The organism is Spirosoma sp. (assembly GCF_026391055.1).
Classification (GTDB): Bacteria; Bacteroidota; Bacteroidia; order Cytophagales; family Spirosomataceae; genus Spirosoma.
The window spans coordinates 387770-400541 of sequence record NZ_JAPLET010000022.1; the positions used below are offsets into that span (position 1 = coordinate 387770).

12 protein-coding genes are annotated in these 12772 nt (G+C 51.2%); 5 read left to right on the plus strand and 7 right to left on the minus strand.

Features of this window, described 5'->3' with window-relative positions; all coding sequences use genetic code 11:
- On the minus strand, positions 1-759 hold the full coding sequence (locus tag NT073_RS16750; RefSeq protein WP_297375640.1) for a DUF5958 family protein: 759 nt from the start codon (positions 757-759) through the stop codon (positions 1-3).
- Positions 760-976: 217 nt separating this feature from the next.
- Here NT073_RS16750 and NT073_RS16755 point away from each other — a divergent pair, with 217 nt between their 5' ends.
- On the plus strand, positions 977-1714 hold the full coding sequence (locus NT073_RS16755; RefSeq protein ID WP_297375642.1) for a DUF2071 domain-containing protein: 738 nt from the start codon (positions 977-979) through the stop codon (positions 1712-1714).
- A gap of 7 nt (positions 1715-1721) precedes the next feature.
- Here NT073_RS16755 and NT073_RS16760 read toward each other — a convergent pair whose 3' ends face one another.
- From NT073_RS16760 to NT073_RS16785, 6 genes are all read right to left on the minus strand, one after another.
- Complete coding sequence (locus NT073_RS16760) at positions 1722-3935, minus strand: radical SAM protein (protein ID WP_297375644.1); 2214 nt, start codon at positions 3933-3935, stop codon at positions 1722-1724.
- Between the two features lie 97 nt (positions 3936-4032).
- Complete coding sequence (locus NT073_RS16765) at positions 4033-4632, minus strand: hypothetical protein (protein ID WP_297375646.1); 600 nt, start codon at positions 4630-4632, stop codon at positions 4033-4035.
- A gap of 112 nt (positions 4633-4744) precedes the next feature.
- Positions 4745-5812: a peptidoglycan DD-metalloendopeptidase family protein gene (locus NT073_RS16770; protein WP_297375648.1), complete on the minus strand. Its 1068-nt coding sequence runs from the start codon at positions 5810-5812 to the stop codon at positions 4745-4747.
- Between the two features lie 108 nt (positions 5813-5920).
- Positions 5921-6892, minus strand: coding sequence for a thioredoxin-disulfide reductase (gene trxB / locus NT073_RS16775; protein ID WP_297375650.1), 972 nt, complete (start codon positions 6890-6892; stop codon positions 5921-5923).
- Positions 6893-7047: 155 nt separating this feature from the next.
- Positions 7048-9024 (minus strand): OmpA family protein, encoded by a 1977-nt coding sequence (locus tag NT073_RS16780; RefSeq protein ID WP_297375652.1) that lies wholly within the window; start codon positions 9022-9024, stop codon positions 7048-7050.
- On the minus strand, positions 8979-9563 hold the full coding sequence (locus NT073_RS16785) for a 7-carboxy-7-deazaguanine synthase QueE (RefSeq protein WP_297377043.1): 585 nt from the start codon (positions 9561-9563) through the stop codon (positions 8979-8981). Before NT073_RS16785 ends, NT073_RS16780 begins: the two co-directional genes overlap by 46 nt.
- A gap of 403 nt (positions 9564-9966) precedes the next feature.
- Between NT073_RS16785 and hisG the strand changes: the two genes are divergently transcribed.
- From hisG to NT073_RS16805, 4 genes are all read left to right on the plus strand, one after another.
- Entirely contained in the window at positions 9967-10827 is an 861-nt protein-coding gene (gene hisG, locus NT073_RS16790) for an ATP phosphoribosyltransferase (RefSeq protein ID WP_297375654.1), read from the plus strand.
- 84 nt (positions 10828-10911) lie between these two features.
- On the plus strand, positions 10912-12201 hold the full coding sequence (gene hisD / locus NT073_RS16795) for a histidinol dehydrogenase (protein WP_297375656.1): 1290 nt from the start codon (positions 10912-10914) through the stop codon (positions 12199-12201).
- Positions 12202-12236: 35 nt separating this feature from the next.
- The gene (locus NT073_RS16800; RefSeq protein ID WP_297375658.1) at positions 12237-12476 is read left to right on the plus strand and encodes a hypothetical protein; all 240 of its coding nucleotides are present in this window, start codon (positions 12237-12239) and stop codon (positions 12474-12476) included.
- The gene (locus tag NT073_RS16805) at positions 12473-12712 is read left to right on the plus strand and encodes a hypothetical protein (protein WP_297375659.1); all 240 of its coding nucleotides are present in this window, start codon (positions 12473-12475) and stop codon (positions 12710-12712) included. The genes NT073_RS16800 and NT073_RS16805 overlap by 4 nt, the downstream gene beginning before the upstream one ends.
- The last annotated feature ends 60 nt before the right edge of the window (positions 12713-12772 follow it).

Below are 12772 nucleotides of genomic sequence, written 5' to 3' on the forward strand. Positions count from 1 at the left end.
TTAGTAATTGGATGTTGAATTGTATTTTTCTCGTAAATGTCTCCTGGCTATTTCGATCACAAGTCGTTTCGCCCGTTGTGAATCTATTTTGTGTTGTATCGATAATGCTTTTTCGAGGGAGTGACGCAGTATCACACTCGAACGCATAGTTTTCAGTGAAAACATATTGAGTGAGGCTGTTACCAGTTCATCATAATCAAGAAAATGAAACTGATTGGCACGGCTCGGTGTGGGTTCAGGCTGGTTTGGGTCCCGGAAGTTGAACTGGTCATGCCATAGTTTGGCTAAGCTCAAAAACTCAGTCCGATAGCTGGGATCATTATAAATTGTTTCCAGTAAGTTATGGTGGGTTGTCAGTATGTTCTGTACGACCTCCGGTTTGGACAAATCCTGATACTGCCAGGCCGTAGCGTTATCCTGATTGAGTATATAATTACGTTTGTAGGTTGTTTTATAGAGATAGAGCAGGAATATAAAGTTTCTTTCTTCCTCCAACTTCTTGAGCGTTGATCTTTCCAGGTTTAACCAGCCAGACTTCAGGTTGACACTGGGCGTGTAGCTGGCGTCTAAAGGGCTATCCGCCAGGGCGCGGTCAAGATCAGCTTCCAACGGATTTAGTTGTCGTATCAGATCATATAGTTCATAGAGATATATCTTTTTCAATTCATCATCCAGGTGTACAAAGTGGCTCTGCAACTCATTAACTAAGGAGATGCCTTGCCCAAATTGACAAATCGCTATTTCTTCGTCCAAGCTCATCGATAAAGCGCTTAACAAGCCGTTTACGAAACGCAGTGAAAAGTTAACAAAAAACGAGAACTATATACCTATTTTTATTTCTCAAAGTTTAAAATCAGTAAAAAAACCTGTTTGAAACCTATTTTTGTGCGATCGTTACTTCCGGAAAACTGCTGTTTTGCGTGTAGTAGGGATCAATTAAAGAGGCTCCCGTTCATCAACTAACCCTGGCTTTTCTATGGCGTTTACATTCCTGACTGCCGAATGGCGGAATTTGATTTTTGCTAATTATGCCATCGACCGCCGGGTTCTTGAGCCGCTTGTTCCTTACGGAACGGAGCTGGATGAGTTTAACGGGGTTTGTTACGGTAGTCTGGTTGGGTTTTATTTTCAGCGGGTTAAACTGTTTGGTGCGCTGGCTGTGCCGTTTCACCGGGAGTTCGAGGAATTTAACCTGCGTTTTTACGTACGGCGGAAGTCGGAGGACGGCTGGAAACGGGGCGTCGTCTTTGTGAAAGAGATTGTGCCCAAACCAGCTATATCACTAGTGGCAAATACCCTCTATGGGGAACCCTACGCTACCCATGCCATGCGCCATTCCTGGGAGGTGGCCGCCGATACCCAACGAATTCGGTACGACTGGAAAGTGGGCGCCGACTGGAATTTCATTGAGGTTAAGGCCGATACAGCGGGTCATCCGTTGGTAAAGGGAAGTGAAGAAGCCTTCATTACCGAGCATTACTGGGGGTATACCCGGCGGTCGTCGCTGAAGAAAGGCGAAAGCCGAACGTCGGAGTATGAGGTTGTTCATATTCCCTGGTTGATCTATCCGGTGCGGGACTACGAGGTTCGGTGCGATGTTGCCAAACTATACGGTGCCGAGTTCGTCCCGTTCTTCGAACAGCATCCGCATTCCGTTTTTCTGGCCGATGGCTCACCGGTAGCGATCAAGTCGGGGGCCACCTTACGGGGGTGAGATTTGCTCAGACAAGCAGCATTCCCTGTTCCCGAAGTTTTGCCCAGACCGAGGATCGTGTAAAGGTGTCAAAGCTGTCGGAATGGCTGGCTTCGTAATGAGCCTTTAAGCTGGCGAGCGAACAGGGCTCCGACTGCCTGATTGAGAGTAGGGGCAGCGTATCGACAAGCCATTGCCCGGTTTCGACGGTTGTTTCGAGCAGCCAGTGCCCCTGTTTACTATAAAACTCCAGTTCGGCCATTTGGAATACCTTCCGGCCCTGCTGCAACTCAAAAATTTCCAGAGTGGGCAGATTTCCCGGCCAGATTACAAACGCGTTTGAGCGGGAGGCTTTATCTGATTGTTGGCTGATTGCCTTTTCGATATAACGGGGTGGAATGGACGTAACCGGAATTTTAAACGGAAACCACTTCTGCAAAGGCAGGTCGAAACCCACGTCATGCATGTAGTTGAACAACGATTTCCGTAACCCTTCGGCAAACTGGTCGTGATCTGCCCCCGTAGGGTCAGCGTGTTCCAGATCGTTGTCTGCAAAAACATCCAGTCGGCTCCCCGGTTCAGCGGGTCCGATACGCATCACGTCGAACCCGGCGGGGTCAACGCCAACCGGGCTGTGGGCGGTCATGGCGAAGCGGTGCCAGAAACCCGACTGAACAATGCCATTCATGAATAACTGCCTTACCATTTCCAGCGAGTCGATGGTTTCCTGCATGGTTTGTGTTGGAAAGCCATACATCAGGTAAGCGTGCACCATAATACCGGCTTGTGTAAAGGCATCGGCAACCCGGGCGACCTGCGCTACGGTAACGCCCTTTTTCATCCGCTCCAGCAATCGGTCGGAGGCAACTTCCAGTCCGCCCGATACGGCAATGCAGCCCGACGCTTTCAGCAAAGCACACAGATCGGGGGTAAAGCTTACTTCAAACCGGATGTTGGTCCACCAGGTCACGGTAAGTTTCCGGCGAATAATTTCCAGTGCCAGGTCACGCATCAGCGCGGGTGGTGCCGCTTCATCCACAAAATGAAACCCGGTTTGACCGGTTTGCTCGATGATCTCCTCGATTCGATCGCACAGGAGCGAAGCGGTCACAGGCTCGTACCGCTTGATGTAGTCGAGCGTTATGTCGCAGAATGAACATTTGCCCCAGTAGCAGCCATGGGCCAGCGTCAGTTTGTTCCAGCGGCCGTCGCTCCAGAGTCGGTGCATGGGGTTAACAACTTCAATAACTGACAGATAATCGTGCAGCGGTAAATCGCGGTAATTGGGTGTGCCTGTTTCTCGTTGGGCTACATCCTTTTCCGGGGCACCGTTATAGTAGGTGACAACGCCATTTGTGCGGGCAAACACGCGCTTCAGCTGCGGTAACCCGCGCTGACCGGACAAATGTTCAAGCAAGGTTATGAGCGGGGCTTCACCATCGTCGAGGCAGATAAAGTCGACATAATCAAAAACGCGGGGCTCTGTCAGCGATCGAAGTTCCGTATTGGCATAGCCCCCGCCCATGACAATTTTTATGTCCGGATGGTGCTGTTTGAGGTAGTGACCACACGTTAAAGCACCATACAGATTACCCGGAAAGGGTACTGTTAGGCAAACGATAGTGGGTCTAACTTGCTGAATCTTCTGTTCCAGCAAGTCGACCAGCCTTGAGGATACCCAGGTATAAGGTGCTTGCAGCGCATTGTGTAACTCATCAAAATGCGTAGCAGACCGGCCCAATCGTTCGGCATACCGGCTGAAACCAAAATGGGGATCGACGGCTTCCTGAATGAGATCGCTCAGATCTTCGAGATACAGCGTGGCCAAATGACGGGCTTTATCGTGTAGCCCCATCGTCCCGAAAGCCCAGTCCAGTTCTTCCAACTGAGCAAAGCGCGACGCTTCTGGAAGGTACGTCCGGTCACAAATGTTATGCGCCAGGGTCGGATTTTTGTTTTGCAGAAACCGGATTACAGGGCCAATTGTGCTGATATAGTCATGCTGCAACTGGCAGATTCGATAGCTATTATCCGACAACTCAGCGTCGGCAGCGTCGAGCTGAGCAAACAGCGCCGATAAGCCCTTTGTCGAAAACAGGGCCAGAATCACCTCAATACCTAAATCGGCCTGAAAGGCGGTTACTCCCTTCGTTTGTAAAAATCCTTTTAAATAAGCCGTTGCCGGATAGGGGGTATTTAACTGAGTAAAGGGCGGGGTAATGAGTAAGATTGTCTGCTCCACTGTCGTATTAAGTCAAGGGTAAGGCCTTAACTTCTCCTGAGAAGACATAACCTCCGGCTTTCGGCAATGGTTCGGGAGGAGAATTGGAGATTGGAGCTTAGTGATTCCAGGCTAGGGTGGCAGTGCTAAAGTCGATCGTTCGGCGTCCCTGAGCGTAGAACTCGACGTTGATGGTCATTCGCTGCGCTTTCTTCATTAGAGATATCAATTTCGCAGCATCGTCGAAAAAGATGATGTTTGCCCGACCATTTTCAGCGGCCGAAAAGGGATAGTTACGGGCTGGTTGGTTGTCGAAGGCAATCCGCGCATTGCCGCCCTGAAAGGTTCGGTTGAACTGACCACGGGATATTTCCAGGTACAGAAAGTTATCGTCCTCCTTATGCCGGATTGTGAGCGTTGCCACCGAACCACCGGCATAGGGGAACGAAAAGGTCAACGGTGTTGGCGAGGTAATTGACGCCTTGTAGACAGTGCTCCCGGACTTATCGACTACTTTCTTTTCGTAGGTCCATTTACCGGACGGAAGCGTGGGTTTTGCGCCGGACATAGCCCTAGTCGAAGACGTTTGTTCGGGTTTTACGGATTGATTTGATGCCGTAATCCCGACCAGAGCTATTCCTGTTGACGCGACCGACTTTTCATTGCTGAAGCAGTTTAAGAAGATAAGCAGGCTGCTTAAATAGACTAATGATTTCATGCCGGATTAGGTTATGATAGTGGTGGCTGCTGATTTTGCTGTGAGCCTAGTCAAAAAGCGCCATCGGCCATATCACCTAGACATGGCCGATGGCGCTTTTTGACTAGTACGCTTAATGCACCCGGAGTTTCTGCCCAGGTCGAATGCGTGTACGGGCTGACATGTGGTTTTTTCGTGTCAACGACGTAACCGACATGCCATAGCGGTCAGCAATGGAGCTTAGGGTTTCGCCGGACCGTACGCGGTGCAGCACTGTTCGCTTAAACCGGGGCTTGAAGCTACTTTCTGATGAAGACGCACGACCCCGAAGGTAGTCCCAAACAGAGCCTGTCAGCAGAAAGTGATCGGAGTTAATTTTGTTTTCCGGGAATGAATAGATGTTTAACGGGCTAAAGGGGTTGCCTTCATACCGGGTCTCAAAGTGAAGGTGAGGGCCGGAACTGCGTCCTGTGCTACCACCCAGGCCAAGCTGGTCACCCGCTTTCACCAATTGCCCCTGCTCAACGGTTTGTTTGGACATGTGTCCGTAAAGCGTTTCAAGCCCATTATAATGCCGAACCAGCACATAGCGTCCATACCCATTGCCGTCCCAGCCGACAATACGGACAATACCATCAAACGCAGAGTAGACCGGATCACCGGTTTCCAGGTCGAGGTCTGTTCCGGTATGCCAGCGACCCCAGCGATACCCGAAATTCGAAGTCATTTTTCCTTCGTTAAGTGGGGGCGACCAAAATCGGTTGGCGGGTGGGTCGTACAGCTTGATGTCTATGGCTTCGTCAAATTCGAGGGGGTTAATGTTGTAGGGGTCGATGGTGCGCGAATCCCAAACGGCGTAATAATCCGCTATTTTAACCCATTCCGTACCAACGAGTACAGAGTCAATGACTTCAACAACACTGGTTTCACCCTGATCAATTTGACTGGTGTCTTCACTGACAACCGGGTTTAATTCTTTTTTCGGCTCAAACTGGCTGTTAAAGCGCAGTTGTGTTGCTTCCTGCTCGAATTGGTCGTCCGCTTTTTGCGGCTGTTCGACGACCGGGAAATTTGGGTTCGAGCCCGTTTTAGGCGTAATGCGCAGGTTATTTTTAAATCGCCCGCGCTCCTGGGCCTGTGTCGTTACGGTCAAACACAAGCACCCAATGGCCAAAAGCCACCGTGTAGCGGTTTCTCTCATTGTACGTAAATAAGTTCGCTAGTTACTGGTTATTCGTTGCTGGCCAATAGCTATTGGTTAATGACTAATGATCAGTAACGAATAACCAGTAACTAACGACTGGTTTTGTTAATGAACAATTTCTTCTCCCTGCATTTCAAGGGTGACCAGGTAACGTTCAGCGTCGAGGGCGGCCATACAGCCTGTTCCGGCTGCGGTCACTGCCTGGCGGTAGATGTTATCCTGCGCGTCACCACAGGCAAAAACACCGGGTATGTTGGTTCGGGTACTGCCTTTTTCGGTGATGATATAACCATTTTCATCCAACTCAAGGTAGTCCTGGAAAATATCGGTATTGGGTTTGTGACCAATGGCAACAAAGAAGCCGGTTACATCTAAAATCCGTTCTTCGCCCGTTTCGCTGTTCTTTACCCGCACGCCCGTTACATCTTCATCGCCCAGCACTTCTTCGGTAGAGGTGTTGTACAGAATTTCGATGTTGTGAGCCGTCTTAACGCGTTTCTGCATGAATTGCGATGCCCGCATTTCGTCCCGGCGAACCAGCATATACACTTTCCGGCAAATGTTGGCCAGGTAGCTTGCTTCTTCGGCAGCCGTATCACCGGCACCCACAATGGCCACATCCTGACCACGGAAGAAGAATCCATCGCATACGGCGCAGGCCGACACACCTCGGCCGTTGAGCCGCATTTCGGAGGGAAGCCCAAGCCATTTGGCCGATGCGCCCGTTGAAATAATAATGGAATCAGCAGTGATTTCGTGTTTGTCGTCGACGATAGCACGGTGCGGGTTGTCGAGGCTGGGCTGGTCGGTGAACACAACTTTCGTAACCATGCCATACCGGATATCGGTACCAAACCGGCGGGCCTGCGCTTCAAGGTCCTGCATCATCTGCGGGCCCTGTACGCCATTGGGATAGCCTGGGAAATTATCTACTTCGGTAGTGATGGTGAGCTGGCCACCGGGTTGCCCACCCTGATATAAAACAGGTTGGACATTGGCACGTGCTGCATAAATAGCTGCTGTGTAACCGGCCGGGCCTGAACCTATAATGAGGCACTTTACATGTTCGGAAGTCATTGCAATGGGAGCGAAGTCGTCTGGTAACTAAAAAATGGCTTCCCTCAAAAAGAGGGAGTATTCTGACAACATACACAAAATTGAAAAAAATCCCTCGGAAAGCAAAGAGAAGAATTATGATGCAGCATAGGTGATGTATGTTATGGCAAGCATCCCTACAGCACTCGCCAGTCAATCCGGCGGTTGAGCCGACGGTTTTCATCGGTAGTATTGGGTACTAGCGGGCGGGTTTTGCCGTAACCAACTGCTTTGATCCGGCTCGGTTGGATGCCTGCTTTCGTTAGGTACGTAACCACTGCCTGCGCCCGCTTCTGCGATAAGGCCAGGTTGGCGGCTGCATCACCCTTGTCGTCGGTATGCCCCGATATTTCAACGCTTACCGTTGGGTTAGACTGCATAAATACAGAAAGACGGTCCAGTTCGGTACGCGACTTTTCTGCCAGATCGTACCGCCCCGACTCAAAAAAAAGGTTGTTCAGCGTCTCATTCGCCGACGCACTAGTTGTTACGGGTTCCAGGGGGACGCTCAGTGTTAGGCCTTCCCCTTTGGTCTTCTGGGTAAAGTCGAAGGACAGACTTTTAAACAGATACCCCGGCACACTTACATAAAGCGCATATTCGCCCCCGCTGGGTAATACCGCTGTGTATTGACCCGTTTGGGCATCGGCCTTTACCTGCGAAACAATTTGATTGGTTTTTAGATCGATCAACTCGACGGTAGCGGCCAATGGTTTTTTTGTTTTTGCATCGGCAACCGTTCCCTTCAAAAAACTTACGGGACGCACACGCTCCCGCAACGATTCGGGAAGATCGAAGGTGTACAGCCGGGACTTCTGCGAAATGCCGTCTTTCTGTTCCTCAAACGAATAATAAGCCCGGGTGCCATTGGCGGTAACAAACAGAGATGCCTGATCTTCGGACGTGTTGATCGGATAACCTAAGTTCGCCGGAGTCGACCAGCCCGCAGGGCCATTGTCGGCCACAAATAAATCGTACCCGCCCAAACCAATATGGCCTTCTGAAGCAAAAAATAAGCTTTGGCCATTGGCGTGAAGGAAAGGAGATGCCTCGTTGCCACTGGTGTTGACCGGCTCACCCAGGTTGACCGGCTCGGTCCAGTTGCCATCGGTACCTAAGGCGCTGCGCCAAATGTCCCGCCGACCCTTACCCCCCGGCCGGTCCGACACAAAATACAATTGTCGGCCATCTGCCGATAAAGCGGGCTGCGATTCGTAATAGCGGGTGTTGATGGCTGGCCCCAGATTGTCCGGACTTGACCAGTCGTTACCTGTTTTGCGGCTTACGTACAAATCACAACTGCCAAACCCTTTCCGGCCCTGGCAGGCTGTAAACACCAGCGTTCGCCCATCGGCAGACAGGCTGGCCGTGCCTTCGTTCTCGGGAGTGTTAATGCTCGCTGCCAGCGAAACCGGGGGAGACCAGGTTTCCCCGTTGAAGGTAGCTGTCATCAGGTCTTCGTCGCCTTCGGGCTTGAGGGCGGTGAAAACGATGGTTTGTTCGTCGGCCGTGAGGACCGGGAAATACTGAGAGGGTGTTGTTTGCAGCACGGACGACAGCGGCTTTGGATCAACAGCCTGCGGGTGCTGCATGGCCTCCAGGCCAAAACGGGCCGTTTCTAATTGATGGGCAATCCGTTTTCCCTGTGCCGACTGGGGGGCAAAAAGTGTTTGGTATTTTTCCAGAAACGGAAGTGCTTCGCTATAGCGACCCAACCGCAGTAGTGTATTGCTCAGCGATTGGTAGGCCGCACCGGAAGCCGGACTGTCGGGCTGAAGTTTTACGGCGTTGCGATAGGCCGAAAGCGCCGGTTCATACTGCCGGGTGAACTCGTACAGTTGTCCCAGTTTAATATAGGCATCCGTAAAATCCGGGTCCTGTTTGATAGCCTGTTCCATAAATGGAATGGCTTCTCTGGCTTTGCGCTCTCCAAAGAGTTTGATGGACTGAGCGAATAATTCCTTAGCCTTGGTCGACTGAGCGAGGAGAGAAGGGCAGGAGGCAAAAAGTAAAGCGATCAAGGCTAATTGCTTTACTTTTTGGCCCCGGCTCCAGCTGTGAAAGCCCTTTAGGGTATATTCAGAAACTTGTGTGTCTGCAACGATATTTGCCATTGCGGATGATCTTTTACGTAATCAACGATGCGAGGCAGCATTTCATTGGAACGACCCCATTCGGATTGTAAAAAGAGTTTACAATCGGGTCGTAAATACGGAACGAACGACTCGGCGAATGCAAAATCGGATTGATTATAGATGATTACTTTCAGCTCGTCGGCTTTTTCATAGATCGCTGGATTTGGCTTCTTGAACTTCTTCGGCGAGAAGCAGATCCAGTCCCACGAACCCGTCACCGTCTGACAAACGCCCGATGTTTCGATGTTTGTCTTGAAGCCAGCCGTTTGCAGAGCTTCCGTAAGCGCGGTAAGATCGTGCATGAGGGGTTCGCCACCCGTTATTACCGCCATCCGGCCGGGGTATTGCAGGGCACCCTGCACCAGCGAATCAATAGACTGTTTTGGATGAGCATCGGCATCCCAGGACTCTTTTACGTCGCACCAGTGGCAGCCTACATCGCAGCCCCCGAGCCGAATAAAATAAGCCGCCCGCCCCGTATGTGCTCCCTCCCCCTGAATGGTGTAAAAAGCTTCCATTACGGGCAGGGCAATTGTGGACCGGTTGTTTGTTTGTTTAGTTTGTTGTTCCTCTGTCAAAACCATACTACAAAGATAGGGAGTTCCTTCGTAGACCTGAATGATTTCCGAAGCCTAATCGGTCAGGGATAATGAGTTCTTTTGAGGGATTTGTTATGAGTTTATTGCTTCTCCCGTATCTTTGCAGCATGATTTCCCAACGGGCCACCCATTCTCCTTTTCGACATCGTCGCCATCATGGCGGCTTCTGAGCCAATATATCGGGCTGCCAACATCTCCTTCCCCGTTTGTCGCGTACTTTTGTTTCCCAGATCAATTCACCTATTCCTGATGCCTTTCCAAGTACGAATGGCGTCATGAGCTGTATGACAGACATCATACATCATCCATTATACATCAAGTAATGTCCTCTGTATTACGTATTGCCCTGCAAAAATCCGGTCGGCTGAGCGAAGATTCGTACCAGCTGTTCAAAGAATGTGGTATTCGTTTCGATTACGGCACCGGTAAACTAAAATCTGTTTCATCGAACTTCCCGGCCGAATTCCTGTTTCTGCGCGACGACGATATTCCCGGCTACGTGGAAGATGGCGTGGCTGATCTGGGTATCGTTGGTGAGAACGTAGCCGTAGAAACGGGTCGGCCCGTAACAACGGTTCATAAATTAGGCTTCTCCAAATGCCGTCTGTCCATTGCCATACCGCGCGGTACGGAATGGACCGGTATTCAGGATCTGGACGGTAAGAATATTGCTACCTCATACCCCAATTTGCTGGGTCACTACCTGGCGGGCGAAGGCGTAAAGGCCGAAATTCACGAGATCAGCGGGTCCGTTGAGATTGCGCCCAGTATCGGGCTGGCCGAAGCCGTTTGCGATATTGTCAGCTCTGGAAGTACACTTCTCAGCAACGGACTGAAGGAAGTTGAGACGATATTCCGGTCCGAAGCCATCCTCATTGCCCGTCCGGAACTTGACGCGGGCAAACAGGCGTTGGTCGATAAGCTGTTGTTCCGGATAAAGTCGGTACAGGCGGCAAAAAACAACAAATACATTGTGCTGAATGCACCAAACGACGCCCTCGATCAGATAACGGCCTTACTTCCCGGCATGAAAAGCCCAACGGTAACGCCCCTGGCTACCGAAGGCTGGAGCTCGGTCCATTCGGTGCTCAACGAAAATGAGTTCTGGGAAAATATCGAAGCCATCCGGGCCGCTGGTGCCGAAGGTATTCTGGTAATCCCAATTGAGAAAATGATCTATTAATTTATAAGTAAGTAGGAGTGAGGAGGGCTGACGCATTCTTTTTTGCTGACGCTTAAGACCTCCTTACTCCTCGCTTCTAAAAACATGAACATCATCCCTTTTCCCGACCGTGCTGAATGGCCTGCGCTGCTGGCTCGCCCGGTGCAGTCGACACAACAGATTGAAGCGGTAGTAGCGCCAATTCTTGCTCAGGTTCGCGCCGGGGGAGATGCCGCCCTGGTTGAGCTGGCTCAGAAGTTTGATAAAGTCGACCTGTCGGCGGAGGGGATGGAGGTGCCTGCTTCGGAACTCGATGCTGCCGAGAGTCAACTGAGCGACGTGTTGAAGGAGGCCATCCGGCAGGCGTACCAGAATATCCGGCTTTTTCACGAGCGGCAAAAGCAGCCCATCGAAAAAGTTGAAACCATGCCGGGGGTCGTCTGCTGGCGCAAAAGTGTTGGCATCGAAAAAGTAGGTCTGTACATACCGGGCGGCACAGCCCCCCTGTTTAGCACGGTGCTCATGCTGGGTATTCCGGCCCAGCTGGCGGGTTGCCGCGAGGTGGTGCTTTGCACGCCCAGCAACCACCCGGCCATTTACTTCGCGGCCAAACTCGTTGGTATCACGAAGGTGTTTCGGATCGGGGGCGCACAGGCCATTGCGGCTATGGCCTACGGAACGGAGTCGGTACCCCAGGTGTACAAGATTTTCGGGCCCGGTAACCAATACGTGACGGCAGCCAAGATGCTGGTTGCCAAAGAAGGTGTGGCCATCGACATGCCCGCCGGACCCAGTGAAGTGGCCGTCTATGCCGATGACTCAGCGGTACCGTCGTTCGTTGCCGCCGACTTGCTCTCGCAGGCCGAACACGGTGCCGATAGTCAGGTGCTGCTGGTATCGACCAGCAAAAAACTCGTCTCGATGGTCAATCTGGTGCTGCCCACGCAGTTGAGCAGGCTGCCTCGTCGCGAACTGGCCGCCAAAGCGCTGGAGAACAGCAAGGCAATTCTGGTCGATACGGAAGCGGATGCCATTGACCTGTTAAACGCTTATGCCGCCGAACACCTGATTCTGAGCGTCGAAAATGCCGAAGCCGTTGCGGAGAAAATCATTAATGCGGGCTCTATTTTTCTGGGCAACTACACCCCCGAATCGGCCGGAGATTATGCGTCGGGTACCAACCATACCTTGCCCACAAACGGATTTGCGAGAGCCTACAGCGGGGTATCGCTGGATAGTTTCGTGAAGAAGATCACTATTCAGCACATCACGCCGGAAGGTATTCAAAACCTCGGTCCGGTCGTGGAAGCCATGGCCGAAGCTGAATCGCTCGACGCCCACAAACGCGCCGTCAGCCTGCGAATGGCAAGCCTGGCCGAAGTCAATCCGGCCTGATTTTGTTATCTTGCTACTTAAACGGGTAAAAAAAGATGAGCCAGCTAGTCATTGAAGTAGATACCCCAGAAGATGAAGCGTTGCTGATGCAGTTGCTGCCCAAGCTGTCTGGCCGTTTAATTGAGAAAAAGCCAACCCCAGTCAAGCCAACATTAGCTGAGGTTCTGGAGGAAGTTATTCAGTCGGGCGGGGCCGGAGAATCTTATGGCGATCCGGCAGAGTGGCAACGGGAGATTCGTAGTTGGGACCGGGTGCTTGACCGTCGGGAAGAATGATCTTAGACAGCAATATTGTCATCTATTCAGCCCAACCTAACTACATAGGCCTTGCCCGGTATTTACAGGCATATCAGAACATCGTTCGTGTTTCATTGATTTCTATGCTTGAAGTACTTGGCTACAGTCGTATGAGTGCAAAAGATAAGTTGATGTTTGAAGCTTTCTTTAGCAGTGTTGAGATTTTGCCTGTCAGTGCAGAAATCATTAACGAAGAAGCCATTCGCCTTCGTTAGCAAAGAAAACGTTCATTGGGCGATTCAATTATTGCTGCCACAGGGTTACTCTACAAACAG

Excerpts from the sequence above, each read along its gene's own strand:
- NT073_RS16750 (WP_297375640.1), bottom strand. The coding sequence starts at position 759 with ATGAGCTTGGACGAAGAAATAGCGATTTGTCAATTTGGGCAAGGCATC.
- NT073_RS16755 (WP_297375642.1), top strand. The coding sequence starts at position 977 with ATGGCGTTTACATTCCTGACTGCCGAATGGCGGAATTTGATTTTTGCT.
- NT073_RS16765 (WP_297375646.1), bottom strand. The coding sequence starts at position 4,632 with ATGAAATCATTAGTCTATTTAAGCAGCCTGCTTATCTTCTTAAACTGC.
- NT073_RS16770 (WP_297375648.1), bottom strand. The coding sequence starts at position 5,812 with ATGAGAGAAACCGCTACACGGTGGCTTTTGGCCATTGGGTGCTTGTGT.
- trxB (WP_297375650.1), bottom strand. The coding sequence starts at position 6,892 with ATGACTTCCGAACATGTAAAGTGCCTCATTATAGGTTCAGGCCCGGCC.
- NT073_RS16780 (WP_297375652.1), bottom strand. The coding sequence starts at position 9,024 with ATGGCAAATATCGTTGCAGACACACAAGTTTCTGAATATACCCTAAAG.
- NT073_RS16785 (WP_297377043.1), bottom strand. The coding sequence starts at position 9,563 with ATGGAAGCTTTTTACACCATTCAGGGGGAGGGAGCACATACGGGGCGG.
- hisG (WP_297375654.1), top strand. The coding sequence starts at position 9,967 with ATGTCCTCTGTATTACGTATTGCCCTGCAAAAATCCGGTCGGCTGAGC.
- hisD (WP_297375656.1), top strand. The coding sequence starts at position 10,912 with ATGAACATCATCCCTTTTCCCGACCGTGCTGAATGGCCTGCGCTGCTG.
- NT073_RS16800 (WP_297375658.1), top strand. The coding sequence starts at position 12,237 with ATGAGCCAGCTAGTCATTGAAGTAGATACCCCAGAAGATGAAGCGTTG.
- NT073_RS16805 (WP_297375659.1), top strand. The coding sequence starts at position 12,473 with ATGATCTTAGACAGCAATATTGTCATCTATTCAGCCCAACCTAACTAC.